Raw genomic sequence first — 19,365 nt, forward strand, 5'->3', positions numbered from 1 at the left:
TGCGGCGGGGGGTTGGGGTGGGTTTTCCTGCCCGGGGTACCCCCCCCCGTAGGGGGGGCCCACGGCGCAGCGTTGCGCCCCGAGTCCCAGGAATGTTCACCGCGTCCCCTCCGGTCGTCCCGCCACGCGTCAATGCCACCCGTCACCTGCCATCCCGTTCTCCGTCGCATCGCGCATCCTGGTGGTCCCCATGGCACAGTTCGTCGTGCGTCCCGACTCCCATCGGGAGTTCCCCGGCCCCCACAACACGTTCTGCCTGCTCACCCAGGCCGACCGGGCCGCCGACTTCGCCGTGGCCACAAGCGAGCGTTACCGCGAGGTCGTGCACCGCACGATCGAGGCCGACCAGAGCCTGGCCGACGCCCTGCGCGCGCCGGGGATGCCCGCCGAGGCCGACGTGTTCGTCGTCTGCCCCGACCGTTTCCTGGTCTCCCCCGAACCCGACGAGATCGGGCCGGGGCGGCGTCTGGCGGCGATGCCCTGCGGTTCCACCCCGGTCACCGACGCGCACATCGCCTACTTCCTCGACGTCGTGCAGCGCACCGACAGCGGCGCGCTCGAGGCTCGCGCCGACCGGCTGTTCGAGGCCCTCGGCGACGCGGACGAGGTCCTGCTGGCCGACCACGCCGGCCACGCCTCCGCCCGCCTGTGCATCTCGGGTGACTACGAGTGGAACCAGCAGGCCGGGGTGCTCGGTCCGGGCGAGCAGCAGATCGCGCCGTCCGGGGAGGCCAGCGCCGCGCCGACCGGACTTTACCGCTTCGACGCGTCCAGCCGGCTCGCCCTGCGCGGCAGCATCGCCCTGCGCGGCGCGCCGATCGTGCACCGCGGTGACGACCCGGCGGTCCTGCGCGAACAGGCGGAGCTGTTCGCCGACCTCGACGTGCTGCGCGACGCGACGATCGTGCTCGACCTCGCCGACGGTGCGGTCACCGACGTACGCGCCATCGACCCGGCCGGGCAACGTGCCGTCGACGCCCTCGGCAAGCTCTACGCCGCCGACGAGTCCTATCGGATCGTCTGGGAATTCGGCATCGGCCTGAACCCCGAACTCGTCCAGCAGCCCGGCAACTGTGGCCTCAACGAGATGTTCGGCGGCGCCGACGGCACCGTCCACCTCGGCTTCGGCCTCACCCCGACGACCCGGTACGCGCTCACCTTCACCTGCGCCAACACGGTGATCACCGATGCGGCCACCGGCGCCCGGATCGCCGGCCCCGAGGCCCCGGTCTGCGCCGCGCCCGCCCCCGGATCGACGCCCGTCCGGCGGCTCAACCGGCGCCGCACCCCCACCTGCGGCTGCTGAACCGCCTACCTGTCACCGTCCCGCCCGGAAGGAGCCCCTCGCGATGACCGACGACCCGCGCAGCTGGTACGGAGACCCGCGGGCGGCCGCCGCCGCCCGCACCGCCGATCTCGGTGCGCTGCGCACGCAGGTCGACGACCTGCTCGACGCCATGATCAACAAGTTCTACGCCGAGATCCCCTACGCGGACCACCAGGCCCGCGGCGAGGAGCTCAACCTCGAGTACTACAAGCGCCACAACATCGAGACCATCCTGCGCCTGCGCCGCAAGCGCACCATCGACGCGCTGGCCATCAACTACTTCACCAAGCGTGACCCGGTCCGCGGTGCCGCCTGGGCCCACTACGTCGAGGACGAGATGCTCCACGACGAGTGGTTCGCCGGCGACCTCGGTCGCATCGGTGTCACCAAGGACGAGATCTACTCCACCGACCCGTTCCAGGCCACCAAGCTGCTCACCGGCTACCTGCAGTACGGCATGGAGTTCGAGGGCACCCCGCTGGCGTTGCTGTGCAGCGTGTACTTCGTCGAGTACACGACCACCAAGACGCAGCCGTCCTGGGTGAAGAACCTCGAGGAGAAGCTCGGCCGGGAGAAGGTCGCCGGCGCCCGCCGCCACGTCGGTACCGACATCGACGACGAGCACGCCGACTTCGTCTGGGGTGTGCTCACCTCACTGGTGTCCTCCACCGAGGACGAGGCGAAGGTCATTCAGCACATGAGGATCGTCGCGAACCTGTGGGTGGCCTACTTCCTCGAGCTCTACCAGGCCGTGGTCGCCCCGGCGAAGAACTCCTTCGAGGCCGCCGGCTCGCTCGCCGGTCGGTTCGCCTGAGCGCGGCGGCCGGTCAGGCCACGATGCCCGACTTACCGTCGTCGCGGACCGTCATGCCCCGTCTCGACGAGCCCCCCACCGGCCAGGCGTCGGCGTACAACGTCGTGCGGTTCTCCCGCGACACCGACCCGCTCAGCGAGGCCGAGCATCACTGGTTGCGGGCGGGCCTGACCGCCGCCCTGCCCGACCTGCGGATGGACGCCCTGTTCGAGGCCCGGCCAGACCTGTTGCGCGAGGCGCAGCATCTGGTCGTCGGCGTCGAACGCGACAGCGGCGCACCCGTGTCGGCGCTCGGTGCGAGCTGGGCGGCCACCGCGTCCGGCCAGCCGTTCCTGCACATCGGCATCCAGTTCGTCGGCGCCCGGCTGCGCGGCGGCCAGGTGTTCGCCACCAGCTGGCTGGCGCTGCTCGAGGAGGTCATCGTCACCGGTGGTTTCCCCTACCTGGCGGCGCTGCGCACCTACAACCCCGTCGCCTACTGCGCGATGCGCTCCTACGGCGAACTGCCCGGCGCCGCCCTGTATCCGGAGACAGGTGCGGCCCCGGAGACAGATACGGCTCCGGAGACAGATACGGCCCGGGCGGGGGGTGCGGTGGCGACGGGCGGCGCTGGCCATGGTGGGGGGGAGGGCGCGGGCGGCCGCGAACCGCGGGTCATGGCGCTGGCCCGCGAGATCGCGGCCGCTCTCGCCCCGCACGCGCCCTTCGCTGCCTCCAGCGGGCGCCTCACCGGCATCGGCGTGCCCCGCGACCTGTACCGCACCCGTCCACGCTGCGACGACGCCCGGGTCAACGCCCATTTCGAACGGCACACCGAGCCCGGCGACCGCATTCTGTGCGTGGTGCGCATTCCCGCGGAGACCGTCGAGGCGATCATGGCGAACTTCGTCCGCCGGACCGACCAGAACCACCGGTCCACGCGTGCCTCCGCCCGCTCCGCGTAACCGCCCCGAACACTGGCCGGTTCTTCTTTCACCCACCCCGACCCCACCGCCGTCGCCCAACAACGCGGTGGGGTCCCAGGACACAGGAGCACAGGTGCTGGATCTGACAGGCAAGGTCGCGGTGGTCATCGGCGCCGCGTCCGGTATCGGCCGTGCGATCGCGATCAGCCTGGCCGCCCAGGGCGCCACCGTCGACTGCGGTGACATCGACACCGCAGGTGTCGAGGAGACCGCCGCCACCATCGTCGCCGCCGGTGGCACCGCGAAGGCGACCACCACGGACGTCCGGCTCTCCGCCGATGTCGACACGCTGCTGACCGGCGTCGCCGCCGAGCACGGGCGGCTCGACATCGCCGTCGGCACCCCCGGCATCAACATCCGCAAGCCGCTCATCGACTACACCGACGACGAGTACACCGCCGTCACCGACGTCAACCTGCGCGGCTCCTTCAACGTCCTGCGCGGCGCCGGACGGATCATGGCCGTGCAGGGCAGCGGCAGCATCATCGTCATCTCGTCGATCTCCAGCCGCGCCGTCGAACCCGGTCAGGTCATCTACGCGGGCACCAAGGCCGCGCTCGCCCAGATGGTGCGGGTCTTCGGCGCCGAACTCGGGCCCATGGGGGTCCGGGTCAACGCGATCGCCCCCGGCCCGGTCGAGACGGCGCTGACCGTGCCGATCCGTTCGTCCTCGGCCTGGGCGGACGCCTACTCGGAGAAGGTGGCGCTGCGCCGCTGGGCGAAGCCCGCCGAGATCGCCGGCCCCGCCGTGTTCCTCGCCTCGGACGCCGCGAGCTACGTCAACGGCGAGGTCCTCTTCGTCGACGGCGGCTGGGTCGACCTCGACGCCAACTTCGCCGACGAGAAGGCCGTCGAGACCGACACCGACGCCTCCGCCTGAGCGGCCGCGCGTCACAGCACCACAGCACAGCACCTCGTCATCGATCTACCAGGGGGAATCGCACGTGAACATCGCCGTCATCGGCGCGACCGGAGTCGTCGGCCGGGAGTGCCTGACCCTGTTGGACTCGGGCCTGGTACCCGGGGTCGACCGGGTGGTGCCGGTGGCCTCGGGCGGGTCGGCCGGGCGCGACCTCGGCGCGGAACTCGGCCTGAACCTGAAGGTCGAACCGGTGGTCGCGCTCGAGGAGTTCGACCCGTCCACGGTGGACGTCGCCGTGTTCAGCGCCGGCGCCCCGATCAGCACCGCCTACGGCCCGATCGTCGCCGCGGCCGGTGCGCTCGTCGTCGACAACAGCTCGGCCTTTCGGATGGACGACGACGTGCCGCTCGTCGTCCCGCAGGTCAACCCGCAGGCCCTGGCCACCCGGCCGGCCCGCGGAATCGTGGCCAACCCGAACTGCTCGACGATCCAGCTGGTGCGGGCGCTGCATCCGTTGCGCGACATCGGCGAGATCGACCGGGTGATCGTGTCCAGCTACCAGTCGGCGTCCGGCGGCGGGCTGCGCGGCCTGGAACAGCTCGCCGACACCACCCGCGGCCTGCTCGACGGCGCCGACCCCGCGGACACCACCGCCGGCAGGTTCGGCCCGCCGCTCGCGTTCAACCTGATCCCCGAGATCGGCCTGCGCGACGACGACGGCCATTCCCACGAGGAACGCAAACTGCGCCGCGAACCCCGCAAGATCATGGATCTGCCGGGTCTGCGGGTCGCCGCGACCGCGGTGCGGGTCGCCGTCATCAACGGCCATTCCGAGGCCGTGCACGTCACCTTCACCGCCCCCGTCCGCCCCGAGGACGCCCGTGGCGCCCTGCGCGCCGCGCCGGACCTGCGCGTCTACGGCGATCCCGAGCCCGCGGGCAGCCCCGCGGATGCCTATCCGATGCCACGGTTCGTGTGCTCCTCGCCGACCGAACGCCGCCTCGTGCACGTCGGGCGGGTCCGCTCCGACCCCGATGACCCGCACGCCCTGTGGATGTGGGTCGTCGCCGACAACCTGACCGTCGGCGCCGCCCTGAACGCCCTGCAGATCGTCGCCCTCGCCGCCGGGATGCCCTGGTGGCGCTGAACACTGAGCTGGCCACTGAGCTGACGGCCGCATCGGACCTCGGGGACGAGTCGGCCTCGGCCGAGGCGCTCGTGCTGAAGTTCGGCGGGGCGGCGTTCGCCGCCCCCGGCGCGCACCGCCGGATCGCCACCTACATCGCCGAGCGGCTGCGCACGGGGGGCCCAGCCGCCTTCGACGACACCACCGGCGATCCGGCCGGCACGTCCGGCCGGGGGCGGGCGGTCGTCGTGGTCAGCGCGGTCGCCGGGGAGACCGATCGGCTCTCGAACGCGGTGCGGGCCGTGAGCCCCGACCCCGACCGGGAACTGCTCGCCGCGGCCCTCATGACCGGTGAGACCGTCAACGTCGCGGTGATGACCGCCGCGCTGCGCGACGCGGGCCTCACCGCACTGCCGCTGGGCCCCGCCGACACGGGCCTGCTCGGCGCCGGCGAGCCGCACAGCGCCGAGTTGCGGGCCATCGACCCGTCCGCGCTCACCGCGCGCCTGGCCGGCCAGCCTGCCGGGACGGTGCTGGTCGTCCCCGGTGGGCAGGCCCTGGATGCCACCGGCCACCCGGTGATGCTCGGCCGCAACAGCTCGGACCTGTCCGCGATCGCCGCCGCCATCGCACTCGGCACCCCGGCCTGCGAGATCTTCTCCGACTCCCCCGGTATCTGCACCGCCGACCCCCGTCTGGTTCCCACCGCCCGCACCCTGGCCACCGTCGACCACGACACGATGATCACGATGTCCCGCCACGGCGCCAAGGTCCTGCACCACAGCGCCGTCGACTGGGCCCGCCGCCACCAGGTGGAGATCCACTGCCGCTCGCTGTTGCCCGAGGGCCGAGTCCATTCGATCGTGGGTACGGCCGCCACCAGCGCGGCGGCCGTGCTCGTCCACACCCACGGTGCGGTCTGGACCGGCGCCGCCTCGCTCGTCCACGACCTCTGCGTCGAACTCACCGCGCAGGGTTCGGACGCCGTCGTCGTCCAGCCCGACAGGTCGTCGCTGGTCCTCGCCGACACGGTCCGGGATCTGCGGGGCCGCGGCCTGCGGCCGTGCCCCGAGCTACGTCTGGTCACCACGCTGTTCCCGGACGGCCGACTCGAACACCGGCTCGTCACCGCCGAGGACGCCCCCGCCGTCGCCCGCGCCGCGCACGACGCCGTCTTCCGACCGTCCCCGCTCGCCACCGCCGGCGCCCCGCCACCCGCACCCTGACCAGCACCCCACCGCCGGGACCGTGCGCGGACCGTCCGACCTACCGGCGGTCCGCGCGCTGACGCCGACCGGAGCGGTCAGCGGCGGAGGTCGGCGGCGGCGCGCACACCGGTGGCGGCGCGGGTGATGACGTCCAGGCCGTGGTCGAGGACGTCGGTGCGCCACTGGGCGTCGTCCGGGTTGAAGGCGGCCCGCATCAGGTCGCCGATGTGGGCGCGCCCGGCTTCCTCGACCGGGCCGCGCTGCTGCCACAGCCAGTTGTCCCCCTGGAGGGCACGCAGCACCGTCAGGCCGTCCTGGGTGCCGAACTCGCAGGTGATGGCGGTGATCTCGGGGGCGCCGGACGGCCGGTCACCGAGTTGTGCCACCAGGGCACGGGCGGAGTTGCCGCCGATCGGCGTGGAGCTGGACGTGCCCTCCTCGGAGTCGGTGAGGACGTCACCGAACCAGGCGCGGGCGCGGCGCGGAGCGTCCGGATCGGGGCCGCCGCGAAAGATCGGCTCGGCGGCGCCGCGGGCACCGAGGCCGCTGTGCAGGTCGATGTAGGCGACCCGTTCGTAGCCGGTGAGGAAGGTACCGATGGTGGAGTGCCAGGTGCGGTGGGACCAGCTCGGCGCCGAGCCACCGTAGAAGAGACCGTCCGGATGGGTGTACTGGCCGCCGGTGATCCGCTGCTGCACCTCGCGCAGGCCAAGCCGGTCGGCGTGGGCGAACAGGGCGGTGTCGGCCGCGGCGTGGGCGGGGCCCTCCCAGTCGCCTGGCAGCAGGGCGTCGTGCAGCTCACCGTAACCGCGAGGCGCCGGCGGCTGGTCGTGGTCGATGAAGTTGCGGTTGATGTCGACGTTGTCCTCGTTGACCCGGCGGCGGTGGGCGAAGCCGAACGGGTTGAGCGCGTGGACGAACACGATCGGCAGGTCCGTCCAGGCCGTCTCCCGCAGCACACGCAGCTGGCAGGCGGACCCGGCGAACCCCTCGATGCCGTGCGTCCCGCTGACCAGGACCAGCACCGCCGGCCCCGTGGCGGCGCCGATCCGGGCGACGTCGGTGGTCAGCGCCTCGCCGGACGGGCCGAGCGGCCCGTCCAACGTGCTGGACGCGAGCTGCGCGCCGCGCTCGACGGCCGCGTCCAGAAAACGACGCCGTGCCTGGGCGTAGTCCGCGCTGAAGTACACCTGCCCGTCCTTCCCGTCAGTTCCGGGGCGCGCCGGCCGGTTGGCTGACCGGGGCCGCCGGATCGGCCGCGGGCCGCGGTGGCTGATCCGGCGCCGACGCACCGACGGCCGGAGGCCGCGCCTGACCGCGGGCCTGACCGCGCACCTGGCCGAGCACGGTCACCACGCTGGTGATCCCGATGAGCAACACGAACAGCCCGCGGTAACCGTGGCTGTCCACCACCGCGCCAGCGACGATCGGGAACGCGAGGATCGCGACCTCGAACAGCAGCCCGGCCATCGGCAGCATCCGCACCCGTTCGGCCGGGCCGGCCAGGTTGACCGCGCGGGCCTGGAAGGCCGGCAGCCCCAGACCGTAGGTGCAGCCAAGCAGCAGCGAGGCGAGGCAGTACAGCACCGGGCTGGACCCCACGAACACGAAGGCGACCGAGGCTGCTGTCATCCCGAGGGTGGTCAGGGCGACGACCCGGTCGGACGCGCTGTCGGAGAGCCTCCGCGCCAGGCCCAGCCGGACCGCGATGACGGCGATCGTGTAGGTCACGTAGAACACGTCGAAGTCGAGGTGCCGGCTGTCGGCGAACGTGGTCTGGAAGCTGTTCATCGTGGTGAACACGCAGGCGCTGAGCAGCACCATCGTCAGCGGCACGACGCTCGGCGAGCGCAGCATCCGCCGCACGTCCCTGCCAGCACCACCGTCGTCGCCGGCCGGTGTGCCCCCCGCCCGCGCTGGCTGCGACCCGGATGTAGACACCGCTGGCGCGGCCGTGGCCCGGGCCGCGTTCGCCGCCGCCAGCCGGCGCAGCTGCACCGTCAGCGGGACGACCAGCACCGCGGCCCCCAGCGCCAGGCCCGCACCGACCAGGAAGACATGCTGGTAGGACAGGCCCGCGTCGCGCAGCCCGCTCCCGAGCACCGGCCCGATACCGAAACCGGCCTGGATGGTCCCGGTGGCGTAGCCGATCAGCGTGGCGCGGTTACGGTCGTCGGACAGCTCGGAGGCGATCATCGGGGCGGCCGTGTAGGTGACCGCCCAGGCGGTGCCCAGCACGATCGCGGCGACCACCAGCGCCGGCCCCTGGGAGTGCACGCTGGCCGCGAGCACAGCGGCCGCCGTGTACACCAGGCATGATCCGCCGAGCAGCAGGTTCGGTGCCACCGCCCGCGGATGGCGCAGCAGCAGTGCGAGGGCGATCGCGGTGGGGATCGCCGCCGCCGCGCACAACGCCCCGTAGGTCCGCTCGGTGCCACCGACCGTCTTCACGAACGGGCCGAGCAGCAGCAGCACCCCGAACGCCGACGACGACAGCAGCACAACGCCGAGCAGCAGCCACAGCACCGCGCGGTGGCCGCCCCCGGACGTGGCGTCGCCGCGCCGGTTCATCTCACCGACGTGCTCGGTGTGTACCTGCTCGATGTCTCTCGTCCCACAGCCCCGGCCTCTGGCCACTGTCGCCGATCACTGGGCCGCACTCTCGGCTACCAGCCAGCACCTGCGGATTGAAGGCCGACATCTAATCCGCAGATGCGGGTTGAAGCTAGCACAGGCTCCGAACGTTCGGACCAGCAATCCACATCTCGACCGGCCACCTCCGGCCAGGACGGCCACAGCATCCGTCAGCCATCGCCGGTCTTCCCGGCATCCGCCGAAGGTGTTCACAACATCCACCGGAGCTTGTCAGCGCTCCCGGTACAGAAAGCCGTGGACGAGCAACCAGGAGACGTCCACCCGCGCCGGCGCACCGGGAATGAGGGTCCCGTCCAGCTGGTACTGAAGTCCGCCGCCGGGCTGCCCGAACCAGCCCGCGATCGGGCCGCCGTAGACGGCGAATGGCCGCAGGATCCGGTACTCGTGGTAGTCGCAGCCGGCCGCTGGGCTGTCCACCAGGCTCGACGGTGGGATCGAACGCTCACGGTAAGGGGTGTGCGCGGGCGCCAGATAGCGGCCGCCTTCGGCGCCGTAGCGGTCGACGTCCGACCCCGGGGCGAGGACGGTCACAGCCTTCACCGGCGAGCCGTCCGGCCGCAGGACGAAGCCGTCCTGCGGTGGGTAGCGCCAGCCGGCGAACGCCGGGTCCCAGAAGACCTGCAGGAATCGCTGTTGCGGGAAATCCCCGGTGCGCGACCAGAAGTAGAGCTGATGCCCGACCTCGCCGAGCAGCGGCAGGTTCGCCGGCCCCAGCCGCGCGTCCTGCTGGTAGAGCTGCGTGGAGCAGGTGTCCAGCGACACCGTGGGCGGACGCACCTGCGGCGCCGGCACTCCGGTGACCAGCGGCGGCGATGCCGCCTGAACCGTCGTCGCCCCGCCGAACACGAGCGCCAGCGCGCCCACCGCCGACGCGACCAACCTCCGAGCGCGCACCCGCGACCCTCCACCCCATCACTGCCAGCACGTAATGGTGGCGGACAGTAACAGCGCGGCCCCTCGCGGCGAACGAAGGTGACGCTGGTGTGTGCCCCGGCGTGGCGTGGCGTGGCGCGGCGCACCGCCAGCCGCGCGGGTGACCGGCTGGCCGGTATCGACACCCACCGTGCTCAGCCCTGGTTACGCTGCTAACCATGACGGATGTGGACGGCGACCACCCCGCCCCGGCACCACCCGGCCAGTCCGCCGTCAGCGCGCAGGAACCGACCCGCACGCCGACGGCGCGGCCGTTTCGTCAGGTGGACGTCTTCACCACGACGCCGTTGCTGGGCAATCCCGTGGCCGTGGTTCTGGACGCGACCGGCCTGGACACCGCGACCATGCAGGCCTTCGCCCGCTGGACCAATCTGGCGGAGACGACCTTCGTCCTGCCCCCGACCTCGCCCGCGGCGGACTACCGGGTGCGGATCTTCACCGCGTCGACGGAGCTGCCCTTCGCCGGCCATCCCACCCTCGGGACCTGCCACGCCTGGCTCGAGACCCAGGCTGACGCGGCCAGCCGGACGCGCTTCAGTCAGGAATGCGCCGCCGGACTCATCCCACTGCGCCGCACCCCGGACGGACTGGCCTTCGCCGCACCACCGCCGCGCCGCACCGGACCCGTCGACCCGGGCCTGCTCGCGGGGCTCGCGACGATGCTGGGTATCCCCCCGGACGAGATCGTCGACGCCGCCTGGGCGGACAACGGACCGGGCTGGATCGCGGTCCTGCTCGACAGCGCCGAGGCGGTCCTCGCCCTACGGCCCCGTGATGTCGACGGGAGGATCGGTGTGGTCGGACCCTGGCCGCCGGGTTCACCCACCGCCTTCGAGGTCCGCGCCTTCCTGGGCGGCGGCGGCGTCACCGTGGAGGACCCGGTGACCGGCAGCCTGAACGCCTCCGTCGCCCAGTGGCTGATCGCCACCGGACGGGCCCACCCGCCCTACACCGTCAGCCAGGGTGCGGCCCTTCAGCGCGCCGGACGGGTACGGATCACCGTGGACCCCGACGGGACCGTCTGGGTGGCGGGTGCGACCATCACCTGCCTGAGCGGCACGGCCCTGCTCTGACCGTGCCGCCAACGCGGCGACCGGATCAGTTCTCGACCCAGCCGTAGCGTTCCGCGATCCGAATGAGCTCGGCGCGAATCCGCACGATCTGCGTACTCGTCAACGCCGGGTCGACCCGCAGCAGCGTCTCGGTGACCTCCTGCGTGAGCTCCCCGACCGGCAGGACGTCACACAACCCGTCAGCGTCCTCCGCGTGCGAGACAACCCGCACCGGCGCGATCGGGGACACGGACGGCTCCGGCGCCGAGCCCACGATGCGGGCCGCACTGGCTTTCAGCCCGCGTTCGCCTTCTTCCACCTTGAAGTCCATGAGGACACCCGGCACGACAAGATGCTTTTCCACCAGCAGATCGTTCGCGTGGAGAAAGATATCGTCGCCGCCGTCGCTCGGGGCGATGAAACCATAGCCACGAACCTGATCGAACCGAAGAACCTTACCTGTACTCACGACTCACCTCAGCAACACCAGAAAGACTTTGTCCCCGCCGTGACAGCCCGTACCACTCCACCACCAACACAGCGGACCCGACCTAAGGGGACTCAGCATACCCGCCCCGCCAGCACTCTGTGCACCGACTCCGAACCGCCGCCCGACGCGCAGCCCGACAGCGACTCGGCCGAAGCGGGTTCATCGACCATCCGACCCGACTCGGCTCCCATTGACGACCACTTCCGCGAGCATGGGAGCAGGGCCCATGATATCGATCACATGTTCGATAGTCGCATTCGACGGCACTATCCTGACGATGTCGACAGGCCGGTTCCACCCCCCTCTCTCGACACAGAACCGATCGGCGATCGATCCACCCGGGCGAAGCACCACCCGACCACCCCCGCGCCCCGGTATCGGCAGACCATCCACATGCCCGCCCGCAATGCCAACACTCCGGCCAGAGCAACCCGGGCGCCACCACCGCACCCATTCCGCCCCAGACCCGGCCCCCGACCCGACCGACCCTGCCCCACCGGCACCCGGCACCCGGCCGTCGCAGCCAGGGTCACCGCCCGCGGCCCGCGTCTGCCGTGACTACAGCACCGTCAGCTGGTAACAGCACCGTCAGCCGGTGACAGCACCCGCGGGAGCCAGCCCGCCGGCTTGCCCCGGCCGCGAGCTCACATCACATCCTCGCCCCGGCGACTCACCCAGCGATCGGAAGCGGCCTCGCCCCTCAGCGCCGGCGCCGGCGCCGGCAGCCGCGCGGCACCCCTCGACCGGACGACAGGCGGCTGGAAGCAGTCCGCACTCGATGCCCTGGAGAGTCATCACATTCAGTGATTGATCTCGGGAGCGGAAGCGGGCCCCGACTGAGGATGGGGATGGATGGCCCGTCGCACCGAGATAGCCGACGAGCCGCCCCGACGCATGCACTCCAGTGCACACAAGGGCAAAAGTCCAGGTCAGGGAGCTAGAAATCCAGCTGCAACCCGAGACCGAAGATCGACGCCAGCCCGGCATGGGAAGGCCGGGATCGCCGCGAGAGCACACCAGCCACAACCGAAGACACGGCACTACTATTACTCTAAGTAAGAAAAATCAAACAAGGCACAGGAAAAATCCAGCTGGAAAAGCTGTGCGAAAGGTGCGTTCCGCGCGCGGGCGAACCCGCGAGCCGCGTCGGGCGGACGGACGCCGTTGTCCGACCACCGCGCCGTTCAGGCCGCAGCGGGCGATACCGGGGCGGCCATCCAGTCCAGATCCGCCACCGTGACCACGAGGCGACTGGCAATGTCCTGCGCATCAAGTCCGCGGTCGAGGGCCTCCCGCAGTGCGATCCCGCGTACGGTCCGTAGTTCCAAACGTCGGGGATGGTCCGCCCACATCATCTGATCGGCGAGCCTGGCCCGCTCGACCGGATCCGTTACCTGCAGTACGTCGTCATAGGTCATCACGGGCCAACATGGTTACGGTTTGGCGGACGTTTCGCAACATTGCAGTGGCGACATTTTTGCCGCGGCACCGACCGGACCTCCCGGCCATGGCCGCCCCCTGTCACGATCCTGTCTCACCCCTGGCCCGATCACCACCAGCGCTGGGACACGGCAGCGTTCCCCGCCCGCCACCCGCCAGCCCACAGTGATGGAAAAATCACGCACGGTTCTGCGCCTGTCGGCCCCGCCCACAGCCGCGAGGCGTCTGGCCCGAGGTCGCCCCTGGGCTGACGAACTACTGGAGAGCGGGGGCTCCGGCTTCGGCCCCAAGCCACTGGCCGGCGATTCTGAGCAGATCCCCCGATCCGCGCAACCGAGCGAGCGCGTCATTGACGCTCTGCGCCAGCGGGTTTCCCTTCTCGAACACCATGCCAAGCTGGTCCATCGGTTCCGCCCCGAAGAACTGCCCGAGGATGAACGCGTTCGGCAGGGTGTGCGTCAGCGCGAAAGCCGTGACGAAGTCGACGACGATGCCATCGATTGGCCCGTTTTCCAACGCCTCGGCCGCCTCGTTCGTATCGGTGAACACGGCGGGCTCCTGGACGGGTGCGATCAGCTTGGTGATCGTGGCCTGCCCGTTCCCGGTCGCCGGGACCCCCAGCTTGGCGTCCCGGAGTCCGGCCAGGGTGGTCACCTGCGCGATCCGTGAGGTCCTCAGTGCTACGACCGTCTGCGGGACGGTGTAGTAGCCGGCGCTCTGGTCAACGTTCTCGCGAAGCTGTGGGCTCATCGCCACGTGGTCGATGTCGATGTCAAAGTTCTTCTTGCCCGCAGCGAGCGCGTCGTTACGTGACACGGTCGTCCACCGCACCTGGTCGGCGGAAAAGCCGAGTTTCGCGGCGATGGCATAGGCAAGCGCGCTTTCGAATCCGCGGCCGTTTGTGGGCTGGCCGTCGGCGAACCAGGGTGTGTCCATCGGCGCGCTCGTCGCGAACGTCAGCCGACCCTGATGCACGAGGTTCAGGTCACCGTCACCGTTGGACGATCCCGAACAGGCGGTCAGGGCGACCAGCAGCGCACTGACTGTCGCAAGCGCGCTGACCGTCGCGAACACACCGAGCCGCCGCGGGCGTGCGGACAGGGGCATGGGGGCCTCCGTGATGCCCACCGTCTCGCGGTGGCGCGCCGGACTAAAAATGACAAAAGGGTCTTACGTGCGGAAGTACCTCACAGTATGGCCGGATGACCGCGCACCGCTCGCCGCCGCCCCGTCCTGACCCGCGGCGGGTACCCCCGGACGGCGGTCCGCGCGGGAGACCCGCGGCGTGGGCGGGAGACCCGCGGGACGGGCGGGATCAGGGTGTCGGGATGACCGGTGGGCCCACGTAGACGCCGCGCGGGCGAAGGCGAAGGGGGCGTTCCTGGTACTCCTCCAGCGCGTGCGCCAGCCATCCGCTGGACCGCGCCACCGCGAAGATCACCTCGCCGGCATCGGCGGGCATCCCCGCGGCGAGTGTGAGCACGGCCAGGGCCAGATCGATGTTGGGGTGCGGGGCACGCTCCCGCCCGGCCGCCTGGACCAGTTCGTGGGCGGCCGCGCATGCCTGCCGCGCCGCCGGCACGGCGCTGAGTGCCCGCAGCAGGGCCCGGGCTCGCGGATCACCCTCGGGGTAGGCGGGATGCCCGAATCCGGGCACCGGCTGCCCCGTGCGCAACCGCTCGGAGAGCACGCCGACGGCGTCGTCCCCGTCCAGCACCTCTTTGATCATCCGGTGGGCCAGCCTGCTCGCCCCGCCGTGCAGCGGACCGTCGAGCGCGGCGAGACCGGCGGCGACCACCGCGTACGGGTCCGCTCGAGCCGAGGCCGCGACCCGTACCGCGAACGTGGACACCGCCAGGTCATGGTCCGCGAGCAGCCCCAGGGCCTGGTCCAGACAGGCCAGCGCGTCCTGATCACCCGCTGACCCGGTGAGCCCCCACCACAGCCGTCGCGCCAGCGGCCCCTGCTCGTCGCCAGACGGGCCGGACGCGCCGGACGCGCCGGACGGGCCGGTCGCTCCGACCGACGGCCGCGCCACGGCCGCCACGAGGGCCGCCACGAGGGTGCGGGCGGTGAGCAGGACGCTCTCCTCACGCAGGTCGAAGCGCAACGGGTCGTTGGCCGCCGCGAGCGGCACCGCGATCCGCAGCCGATCGGTCAACCGAGCGCGCGCCGGCACGAGCGCACCGACCCGTGCGAGCACCGCGGCCAGTTCGGCGGGCACGACGAAGGGCACCACCGGGTCGAGCCGTCCCTGCCAGAGCCAGCCGGCGACCGCTTCGAACCGGTGCCGGGCCGCGAGATCGACGGCGTCGACGCCCCGGTAGTAGAGCCGACCACCCTCGATGACGGTCACCCGGGTACGCACCGCCGGCAGCCCGGACGCACCCTCGGACGTCGCGTCCACCCCGCCCCCACCGGGCACCCGGGCGGACCCGACGGCGAGGCCGGGGCCGCCACGCCCGCTTTCGCGCAGACGCTCCACCTCCGCGGGATCGAAGGTGCTGTCACGCCGCCCGGGTTCGCGCCGGCTGTGCAGCAGGCCGCGGCTCGCGTAGGCGTACACCGTCTCGATCTTGACTCCGAGTCGCTGGGCGACCTCCCTCGAGGTCAGCCGTGCCCGCTCGTCCTCCACCAGAGCCCTCCAGATCCCCGTAGCGCCCGCCTCCCCGCCAGCCGAGGCAAGTGTACTGGTTCACGTTGATTGTAATCAACGTTGACTTCCTGGATGACTGGATCAATCGTTGATGGCGAGGAGGTCAATCATCATGGTGATCACAACGAGGGCGAAGGGCGCGACGGGCGCGGAGGCACCGCCCGGGTTGGCGGAGGCACCGCCCGGGTTGAAGGGGCTGGTCGTCACCCGCACGGAACTCGGCGACGTCCGTGGCCGCGAGGGCTTCTACCACTACCGGCAGTACTCGGCGATCGAGCTGGCCGAGCGCCGCGGGCTGGAGGACGTGTGGCAGCTGTTGATGTTCGGTGAGCTGCCGAGCGAGCAGGCCCGGGCCGCGTTCGCCGCCCGGGTGGCCCCGCTGCGCCACCTCCCACCCGAGATCATCGAGGTCCTGCCCACCCTGGCACGGGCCGGACGTCAGGGCGGTCCGCTCGACGGGCTGCGCACGGCGCTGTCCCTGGTCGGCGCGTCCCGCGGCATGCGGCCGCTCTACGACGCCGACGCGGCCAGCCGCCTCGACGACGCGCTTGTGGTCGGGGCGGTCACGCCGACACTCGCCGCGGCCCTGCACCGGCTTGGGCGCGGGCTGGCCCCGGTGGCCCCTCGCGACGACCTGGCGTTCGCCGCGAACTACCTGTGGATGCTGCGGGGCGCGGAGCCGACCGCGGCCCAGGTCCGGGCGATCGAGCGGTACCTGATCTGCACGATCGACCATGGCTTCAACGCCTCGACGTTCACCGCCCGGGTGATCGCCTCGACCGGCGCGGATCTCACGGCCTGTGTGGTCGGCGCGATCGGCGCGCTGTCGGGCCCGCTGCACGGCGGAGCGCCGAGCCGGGCGCTGGACACCCTGGACGCGATCGGCAGCCCCGAGCGGATCGATCCCTGGATTCGCGAGCACGTCCTCGCGGGCGACCGGATCATGGGTTTCGGTCATGCGGTGTACCGCACGGAGGATCCCCGGTCGCGGATGTTGCGGGCGGTGGCCGAGGAGTTCGGCGGCGATCTGGTCGCCTTCGCCGTGCGGGTCGAGCGGCGGGTGGTCGAGCTGCTGGCCGAACTCAAACCGGGGCGGGAGCTGCACACCAACGTCGAGTTCTACGCCGGCGTGGTGATGGAGCTGTGCGGTCTGGCCCGGGACATGTTCACCCCGACCTTCGCCGTGGCCCGCACGATCGGCTGGACGGCGAACGTTCTCGAGCAGACCGCTGATCCCCGCATCATCCGGCCTTCCGCCCGCTATGTGGGACCGCCGGCGCCGCAGCCGGTGCCCGACCGCGACTAGACCGCGACGACCACGACCGGCGCTTGTCCGGCGGCGAGATCCGCGGGTCGTCGATGACCTCCGACGTCATCGACGACCCTGTGCGCGGCGCGACACAGTGTGCCCATGACAGCAGAACAGCAGACTGTGTCAGCGCCGTCCCAGCTCGAGTCCGTCGAGCGCTATCTCGCCGCCTGGAACACCACCGGCGACGTTCTGGACAAGGCGGTGGCCGCCGCCCTCACCGAGGACGCGACCTACGTCGACCCCCTTTCCGACGTCACCGGGCACGAGGCACTCGCCACACTGATCCGCGGCGTCCAGCAGCAGTTCACCGGTTACGAGTTCCGCCTGACCGGTTCGCCGGACATCCATCACCAGGTCGCCCGCTTCGGCTGGGAACTGGTCTCCCGCACGGACGGTTCGGCACCGGTGGCGGGTTTTGATGTCGTCACCTTCGCCACGGACGGCCGCATCCGCACGGTCACCGGTTTCCTGGACCGCGTTCCGGGCGCATAAGGCCTCGCCAGCCGGTCGCCGGTGTGGGTGACTGCGCCGGGCCGCCGCACCGATGACCGGGACCACACGGCGCCTCGCCTACGGCGCCGCGTGGTCCACCATCCAGGCATCGCACCAGGATGGCCTGGCAGCGCGGGGTGTGCTGGTGTGGCCCGTCGCCACACCCGAGGACGCCGTCCCGTCCTGCGCGCCCTGCTCACCGAGGCCGCCAGAAACCGAGGCCGCCAGATAGCGAGGCCGCCAGATAGCGTCGCTTCCATCGCCACGACGCGAAGCCGCACCGGCGGTCTGTACGGTCAGCGCACCGTCCCCACGCCCGGCACGGTTTCACGATCGAGGAGGCCGCCGCAGGGAGAGGACCACAGACGCGATGTTCCCCGTGGGCATGGTTGCCGGTCTGCTCGTCGCCCTCACGGGGGCGATCTGCGCCGCCCTGCTGTGGAGCGCGCCGTGGTGGGTCGCGGTCGGCGTGCTCGTCGCCGTCCTGGCACTCGCCGCCTACGACCTGCTCCAGTCGGGGCACGCGATCCTGCGCAACTACCCGGTCGCCGGGCATCTGCGGTTCGCGCTCGAGCACATCCGACCCGAGATCCAGCAGTACTTCATCGAGCGAAACTACGACGGCACGCCCTTCGACCGGGATGTGCGCACCAGCGTGTACGAGCGGGCCAAGGGTATTCACAGCGATCAGGCGTTCGGCACCGAGCGGGACGTCAACGCGGTCGGCTACGAGTTCCTGCCACACTCGACGGCACCGCTGGACGTCGCCGCCGACGCGCCACCGCCACGGGTGCGGGTCGGCGGCCCCGACTGCACGCAGCCGTACGACATCGCGCTGCTGAACGTCTCCGCGATGAGTTTCGGGTCGCTGTCGGCCAACGCGGTGCTGGCGATGAACCGGGGCGCCGCCACCGGCGGTTTCGCCCATGACACCGGCGAAGGCGGCCTCACCGAGCACCACCTGCGCCACGGCGCCGACCTCGTCTGGGAGATCGGCAGCGGCTACTTCGGGGCACGCACCCCGGACGGCGACTTCGACCCGGCGCGGTTCAGGGACAAGGCGGCACTGCCGACGGTACGGATGGTCGAACTCAAACTCAGCCAGGGGGCGAAACCAGGCCTTGGCGGCATCCTGCCGGCGGCGAAGGTCAGCGCCGAGATCGCCGCCGCCCGGGGAGTCCCGGCCGGGGTGACCTGCGTGAGCCCGTCCGGCCACCGGGTGTTCGCCACCCCGCGGGAGCTGGTGCTGTTCATCGCGCGGATGCGCGAGCTCGCCGGCGGGAAGCCGACCGGGTTCAAGCTGTGCCTCGGATCCCGGCGGGAACTGCTGGCGATCTGCCGGGCGATGGTCGCCGAAGGCGTCACCCCCGACTTCATCGTCGTCGACGGGGCCGAAGGCGGCACCGGCGCGGCCCCGCTCGAATACGAGGATCATGTCGGCACACCGCTCACCGAGGGCCTGATCACCGTGCACAACGCGCTGGTCGGTGTCGGCCTGCGGGACCGGATTCGGATCGGGGCCAGCGGCAAGGTCGCCACCGGGGTGGACATCGTCAAACGGCTCGCTCAGGGCGCCGACTACACCAACTCGGCGCGGGCGATGATGATGGCCGTCGGCTGCATCCAGGCGCAGCGCTGCCACACCAACACCTGCCCCGTGGGCGTGGCCACCCAGGACCCGCGGCGTGCCCGCGCGCTGGACGTCGCAGACAAGAGCGAGCGGGTCCGCCGCTACCAGCAGGCCACCGTCGCCACCGCCGTCCAGATGATGGCGTCGCTGGGCTGCGCGACACCCGGCGAGCTGCACCCCGGCATGCTGATGCGCCGCGTCACCCACACCGACACCCGCAGCTACGCCGAGCTCTTCGACTGGCTGGAGCCCGGCGAGCTGCTCGCCGACCCGCCGCCAGCCTGGATCGCCGACTGGATCACCGCCGACCCCGACAGCTTCCGAGCCTGACCACGCCCGTCGCGCGACCCCCGGGCGTCCGACCTCTGACGGCGCCGACGGACCACGCGCACGACGGTGGCGG

Annotated in this window: 17 protein-coding genes; 10 read left to right on the forward strand and 7 right to left on the reverse strand. The window is 71.6% G+C overall.

Features of this window, described 5'->3' with window-relative positions; genetic code table 11:
- Nucleotides 1-190 precede the first annotated feature (190 nt).
- The 6 genes from MXD59_RS09060 to MXD59_RS09085 all read left to right on the forward strand — a co-directional run bounded on the left by MXD59_RS09060 (nucleotide 191) and on the right by MXD59_RS09085 (nucleotide 6,320).
- Nucleotides 191-1,306, forward strand: a complete 1,116-nt coding sequence (locus MXD59_RS09060) for a hypothetical protein (protein ID WP_248824304.1) — start codon at nucleotides 191-193, stop codon at nucleotides 1,304-1,306.
- Between the two features lie 43 nt (nucleotides 1,307-1,349).
- Nucleotides 1,350-2,141, forward strand: coding sequence for an iron-containing redox enzyme family protein (locus MXD59_RS09065; RefSeq protein ID WP_248811088.1), 792 nt, complete (start codon nucleotides 1,350-1,352; stop codon nucleotides 2,139-2,141).
- Between the two features lie 23 nt (nucleotides 2,142-2,164).
- Nucleotides 2,165-3,085, forward strand: coding sequence for a hypothetical protein (locus tag MXD59_RS09070; protein WP_248824305.1), 921 nt, complete (start codon nucleotides 2,165-2,167; stop codon nucleotides 3,083-3,085).
- Nucleotides 3,086-3,179: 94 nt separating this feature from the next.
- Entirely contained in the window at nucleotides 3,180-3,986 is an 807-nt protein-coding gene (locus tag MXD59_RS09075; protein ID WP_248824306.1) for an SDR family NAD(P)-dependent oxidoreductase, read from the forward strand.
- Nucleotides 3,987-4,050: 64 nt separating this feature from the next.
- Entirely contained in the window at nucleotides 4,051-5,115 is a 1,065-nt protein-coding gene (locus tag MXD59_RS09080) for an aspartate-semialdehyde dehydrogenase (protein WP_248824307.1), read from the forward strand.
- Complete coding sequence (locus tag MXD59_RS09085) at nucleotides 5,106-6,320, forward strand: amino acid kinase family protein (protein WP_248824308.1); 1,215 nt, start codon at nucleotides 5,106-5,108, stop codon at nucleotides 6,318-6,320. Before MXD59_RS09080 ends, MXD59_RS09085 begins: the two co-directional genes overlap by 10 nt.
- 77 nt (nucleotides 6,321-6,397) lie before the next feature.
- Here MXD59_RS09085 and MXD59_RS09090 read toward each other — a convergent pair whose 3' ends face one another.
- From MXD59_RS09090 to MXD59_RS09100, 3 genes are all read right to left on the reverse strand, one after another.
- Complete coding sequence (locus MXD59_RS09090; RefSeq protein WP_248824309.1) at nucleotides 6,398-7,492, reverse strand: M14 family metallopeptidase; 1,095 nt, start codon at nucleotides 7,490-7,492, stop codon at nucleotides 6,398-6,400.
- Between the two features lie 16 nt (nucleotides 7,493-7,508).
- The gene (locus MXD59_RS09095) at nucleotides 7,509-8,939 is read right to left on the reverse strand and encodes an MFS transporter (protein ID WP_248824310.1); all 1,431 of its coding nucleotides are present in this window, start codon (nucleotides 8,937-8,939) and stop codon (nucleotides 7,509-7,511) included.
- A gap of 228 nt (nucleotides 8,940-9,167) precedes the next feature.
- Complete coding sequence (locus MXD59_RS09100; protein WP_248824311.1) at nucleotides 9,168-9,851, reverse strand: TNT domain-containing protein; 684 nt, start codon at nucleotides 9,849-9,851, stop codon at nucleotides 9,168-9,170.
- 197 nt (nucleotides 9,852-10,048) lie between these two features.
- On the opposite strand from MXD59_RS09100, the gene MXD59_RS09105 reads away from it, so the two are divergent.
- Nucleotides 10,049-10,963 carry a PhzF family phenazine biosynthesis protein gene (locus MXD59_RS09105; protein WP_248824312.1) on the forward strand — a complete coding sequence of 305 codons (915 nt, stop codon included), beginning with the start codon at nucleotides 10,049-10,051 and terminating at the stop codon, nucleotides 10,961-10,963.
- Nucleotides 10,964-10,988: 25 nt separating this feature from the next.
- On the opposite strand, the gene MXD59_RS09110 is transcribed toward MXD59_RS09105, so the two are convergent.
- From MXD59_RS09110 to MXD59_RS09125, 4 genes are all read right to left on the reverse strand, one after another.
- A complete protein-coding gene (locus MXD59_RS09110; RefSeq protein ID WP_163549287.1) occupies nucleotides 10,989-11,411 on the reverse strand; it encodes a cold-shock protein in 423 nt (140 codons plus the stop codon).
- Between the two features lie 1,205 nt (nucleotides 11,412-12,616).
- Nucleotides 12,617-12,850 carry a hypothetical protein gene (locus MXD59_RS09115; protein WP_248824313.1) on the reverse strand — a complete coding sequence of 78 codons (234 nt, stop codon included), beginning with the start codon at nucleotides 12,848-12,850 and terminating at the stop codon, nucleotides 12,617-12,619.
- Between the two features lie 277 nt (nucleotides 12,851-13,127).
- A complete protein-coding gene (locus MXD59_RS09120; protein ID WP_248824314.1) occupies nucleotides 13,128-13,979 on the reverse strand; it encodes an ABC transporter substrate-binding protein in 852 nt (283 codons plus the stop codon).
- Between the two features lie 208 nt (nucleotides 13,980-14,187).
- On the reverse strand, nucleotides 14,188-15,507 hold the full coding sequence (locus MXD59_RS09125; RefSeq protein WP_248824315.1) for a citrate/2-methylcitrate synthase: 1,320 nt from the start codon (nucleotides 15,505-15,507) through the stop codon (nucleotides 14,188-14,190).
- Nucleotides 15,508-15,640: 133 nt separating this feature from the next.
- Between MXD59_RS09125 and MXD59_RS09130 the strand changes: the two genes are divergently transcribed.
- The 3 genes from MXD59_RS09130 to MXD59_RS09140 all read left to right on the forward strand — a co-directional run bounded on the left by MXD59_RS09130 (nucleotide 15,641) and on the right by MXD59_RS09140 (nucleotide 19,292).
- On the forward strand, nucleotides 15,641-16,834 hold the full coding sequence (locus MXD59_RS09130) for a citrate/2-methylcitrate synthase (protein ID WP_248824316.1): 1,194 nt from the start codon (nucleotides 15,641-15,643) through the stop codon (nucleotides 16,832-16,834).
- Nucleotides 16,835-16,939: 105 nt separating this feature from the next.
- Nucleotides 16,940-17,332 carry a nuclear transport factor 2 family protein gene (locus tag MXD59_RS09135; RefSeq protein WP_248824317.1) on the forward strand — a complete coding sequence of 131 codons (393 nt, stop codon included), beginning with the start codon at nucleotides 16,940-16,942 and terminating at the stop codon, nucleotides 17,330-17,332.
- Between the two features lie 370 nt (nucleotides 17,333-17,702).
- Entirely contained in the window at nucleotides 17,703-19,292 is a 1,590-nt protein-coding gene (locus MXD59_RS09140) for an FMN-binding glutamate synthase family protein (RefSeq protein WP_248824318.1), read from the forward strand.
- The last annotated feature ends 73 nt before the right edge of the window (nucleotides 19,293-19,365 follow it).

Source organism: Frankia umida (genome assembly GCF_023242945.1).
Taxonomy (GTDB): domain Bacteria; phylum Actinomycetota; class Actinomycetes; order Frankiales; family Frankiaceae; genus Frankia; species Frankia umida.

Coding starts and splice junctions, on each gene's coding strand:
- MXD59_RS09060 (WP_248824304.1), top strand. CDS start 191: ATGGCACAGTTCGTCGTGCGTCCCGACTCCCATCGGGAGTTCCCCGGC.
- MXD59_RS09065 (WP_248811088.1), top strand. CDS start 1,350: ATGACCGACGACCCGCGCAGCTGGTACGGAGACCCGCGGGCGGCCGCC.
- MXD59_RS09070 (WP_248824305.1), top strand. CDS start 2,165: ATGCCCGACTTACCGTCGTCGCGGACCGTCATGCCCCGTCTCGACGAG.
- MXD59_RS09105 (WP_248824312.1), top strand. CDS start 10,049: ATGACGGATGTGGACGGCGACCACCCCGCCCCGGCACCACCCGGCCAG.
- MXD59_RS09115 (WP_248824313.1), bottom strand. CDS start 12,850: ATGACCTATGACGACGTACTGCAGGTAACGGATCCGGTCGAGCGGGCC.
- MXD59_RS09120 (WP_248824314.1), bottom strand. CDS start 13,979: ATGCCCCTGTCCGCACGCCCGCGGCGGCTCGGTGTGTTCGCGACGGTC.
- MXD59_RS09130 (WP_248824316.1), top strand. CDS start 15,641: ATGGTGATCACAACGAGGGCGAAGGGCGCGACGGGCGCGGAGGCACCG.
- MXD59_RS09135 (WP_248824317.1), top strand. CDS start 16,940: ATGACAGCAGAACAGCAGACTGTGTCAGCGCCGTCCCAGCTCGAGTCC.
- MXD59_RS09140 (WP_248824318.1), top strand. CDS start 17,703: ATGTTCCCCGTGGGCATGGTTGCCGGTCTGCTCGTCGCCCTCACGGGG.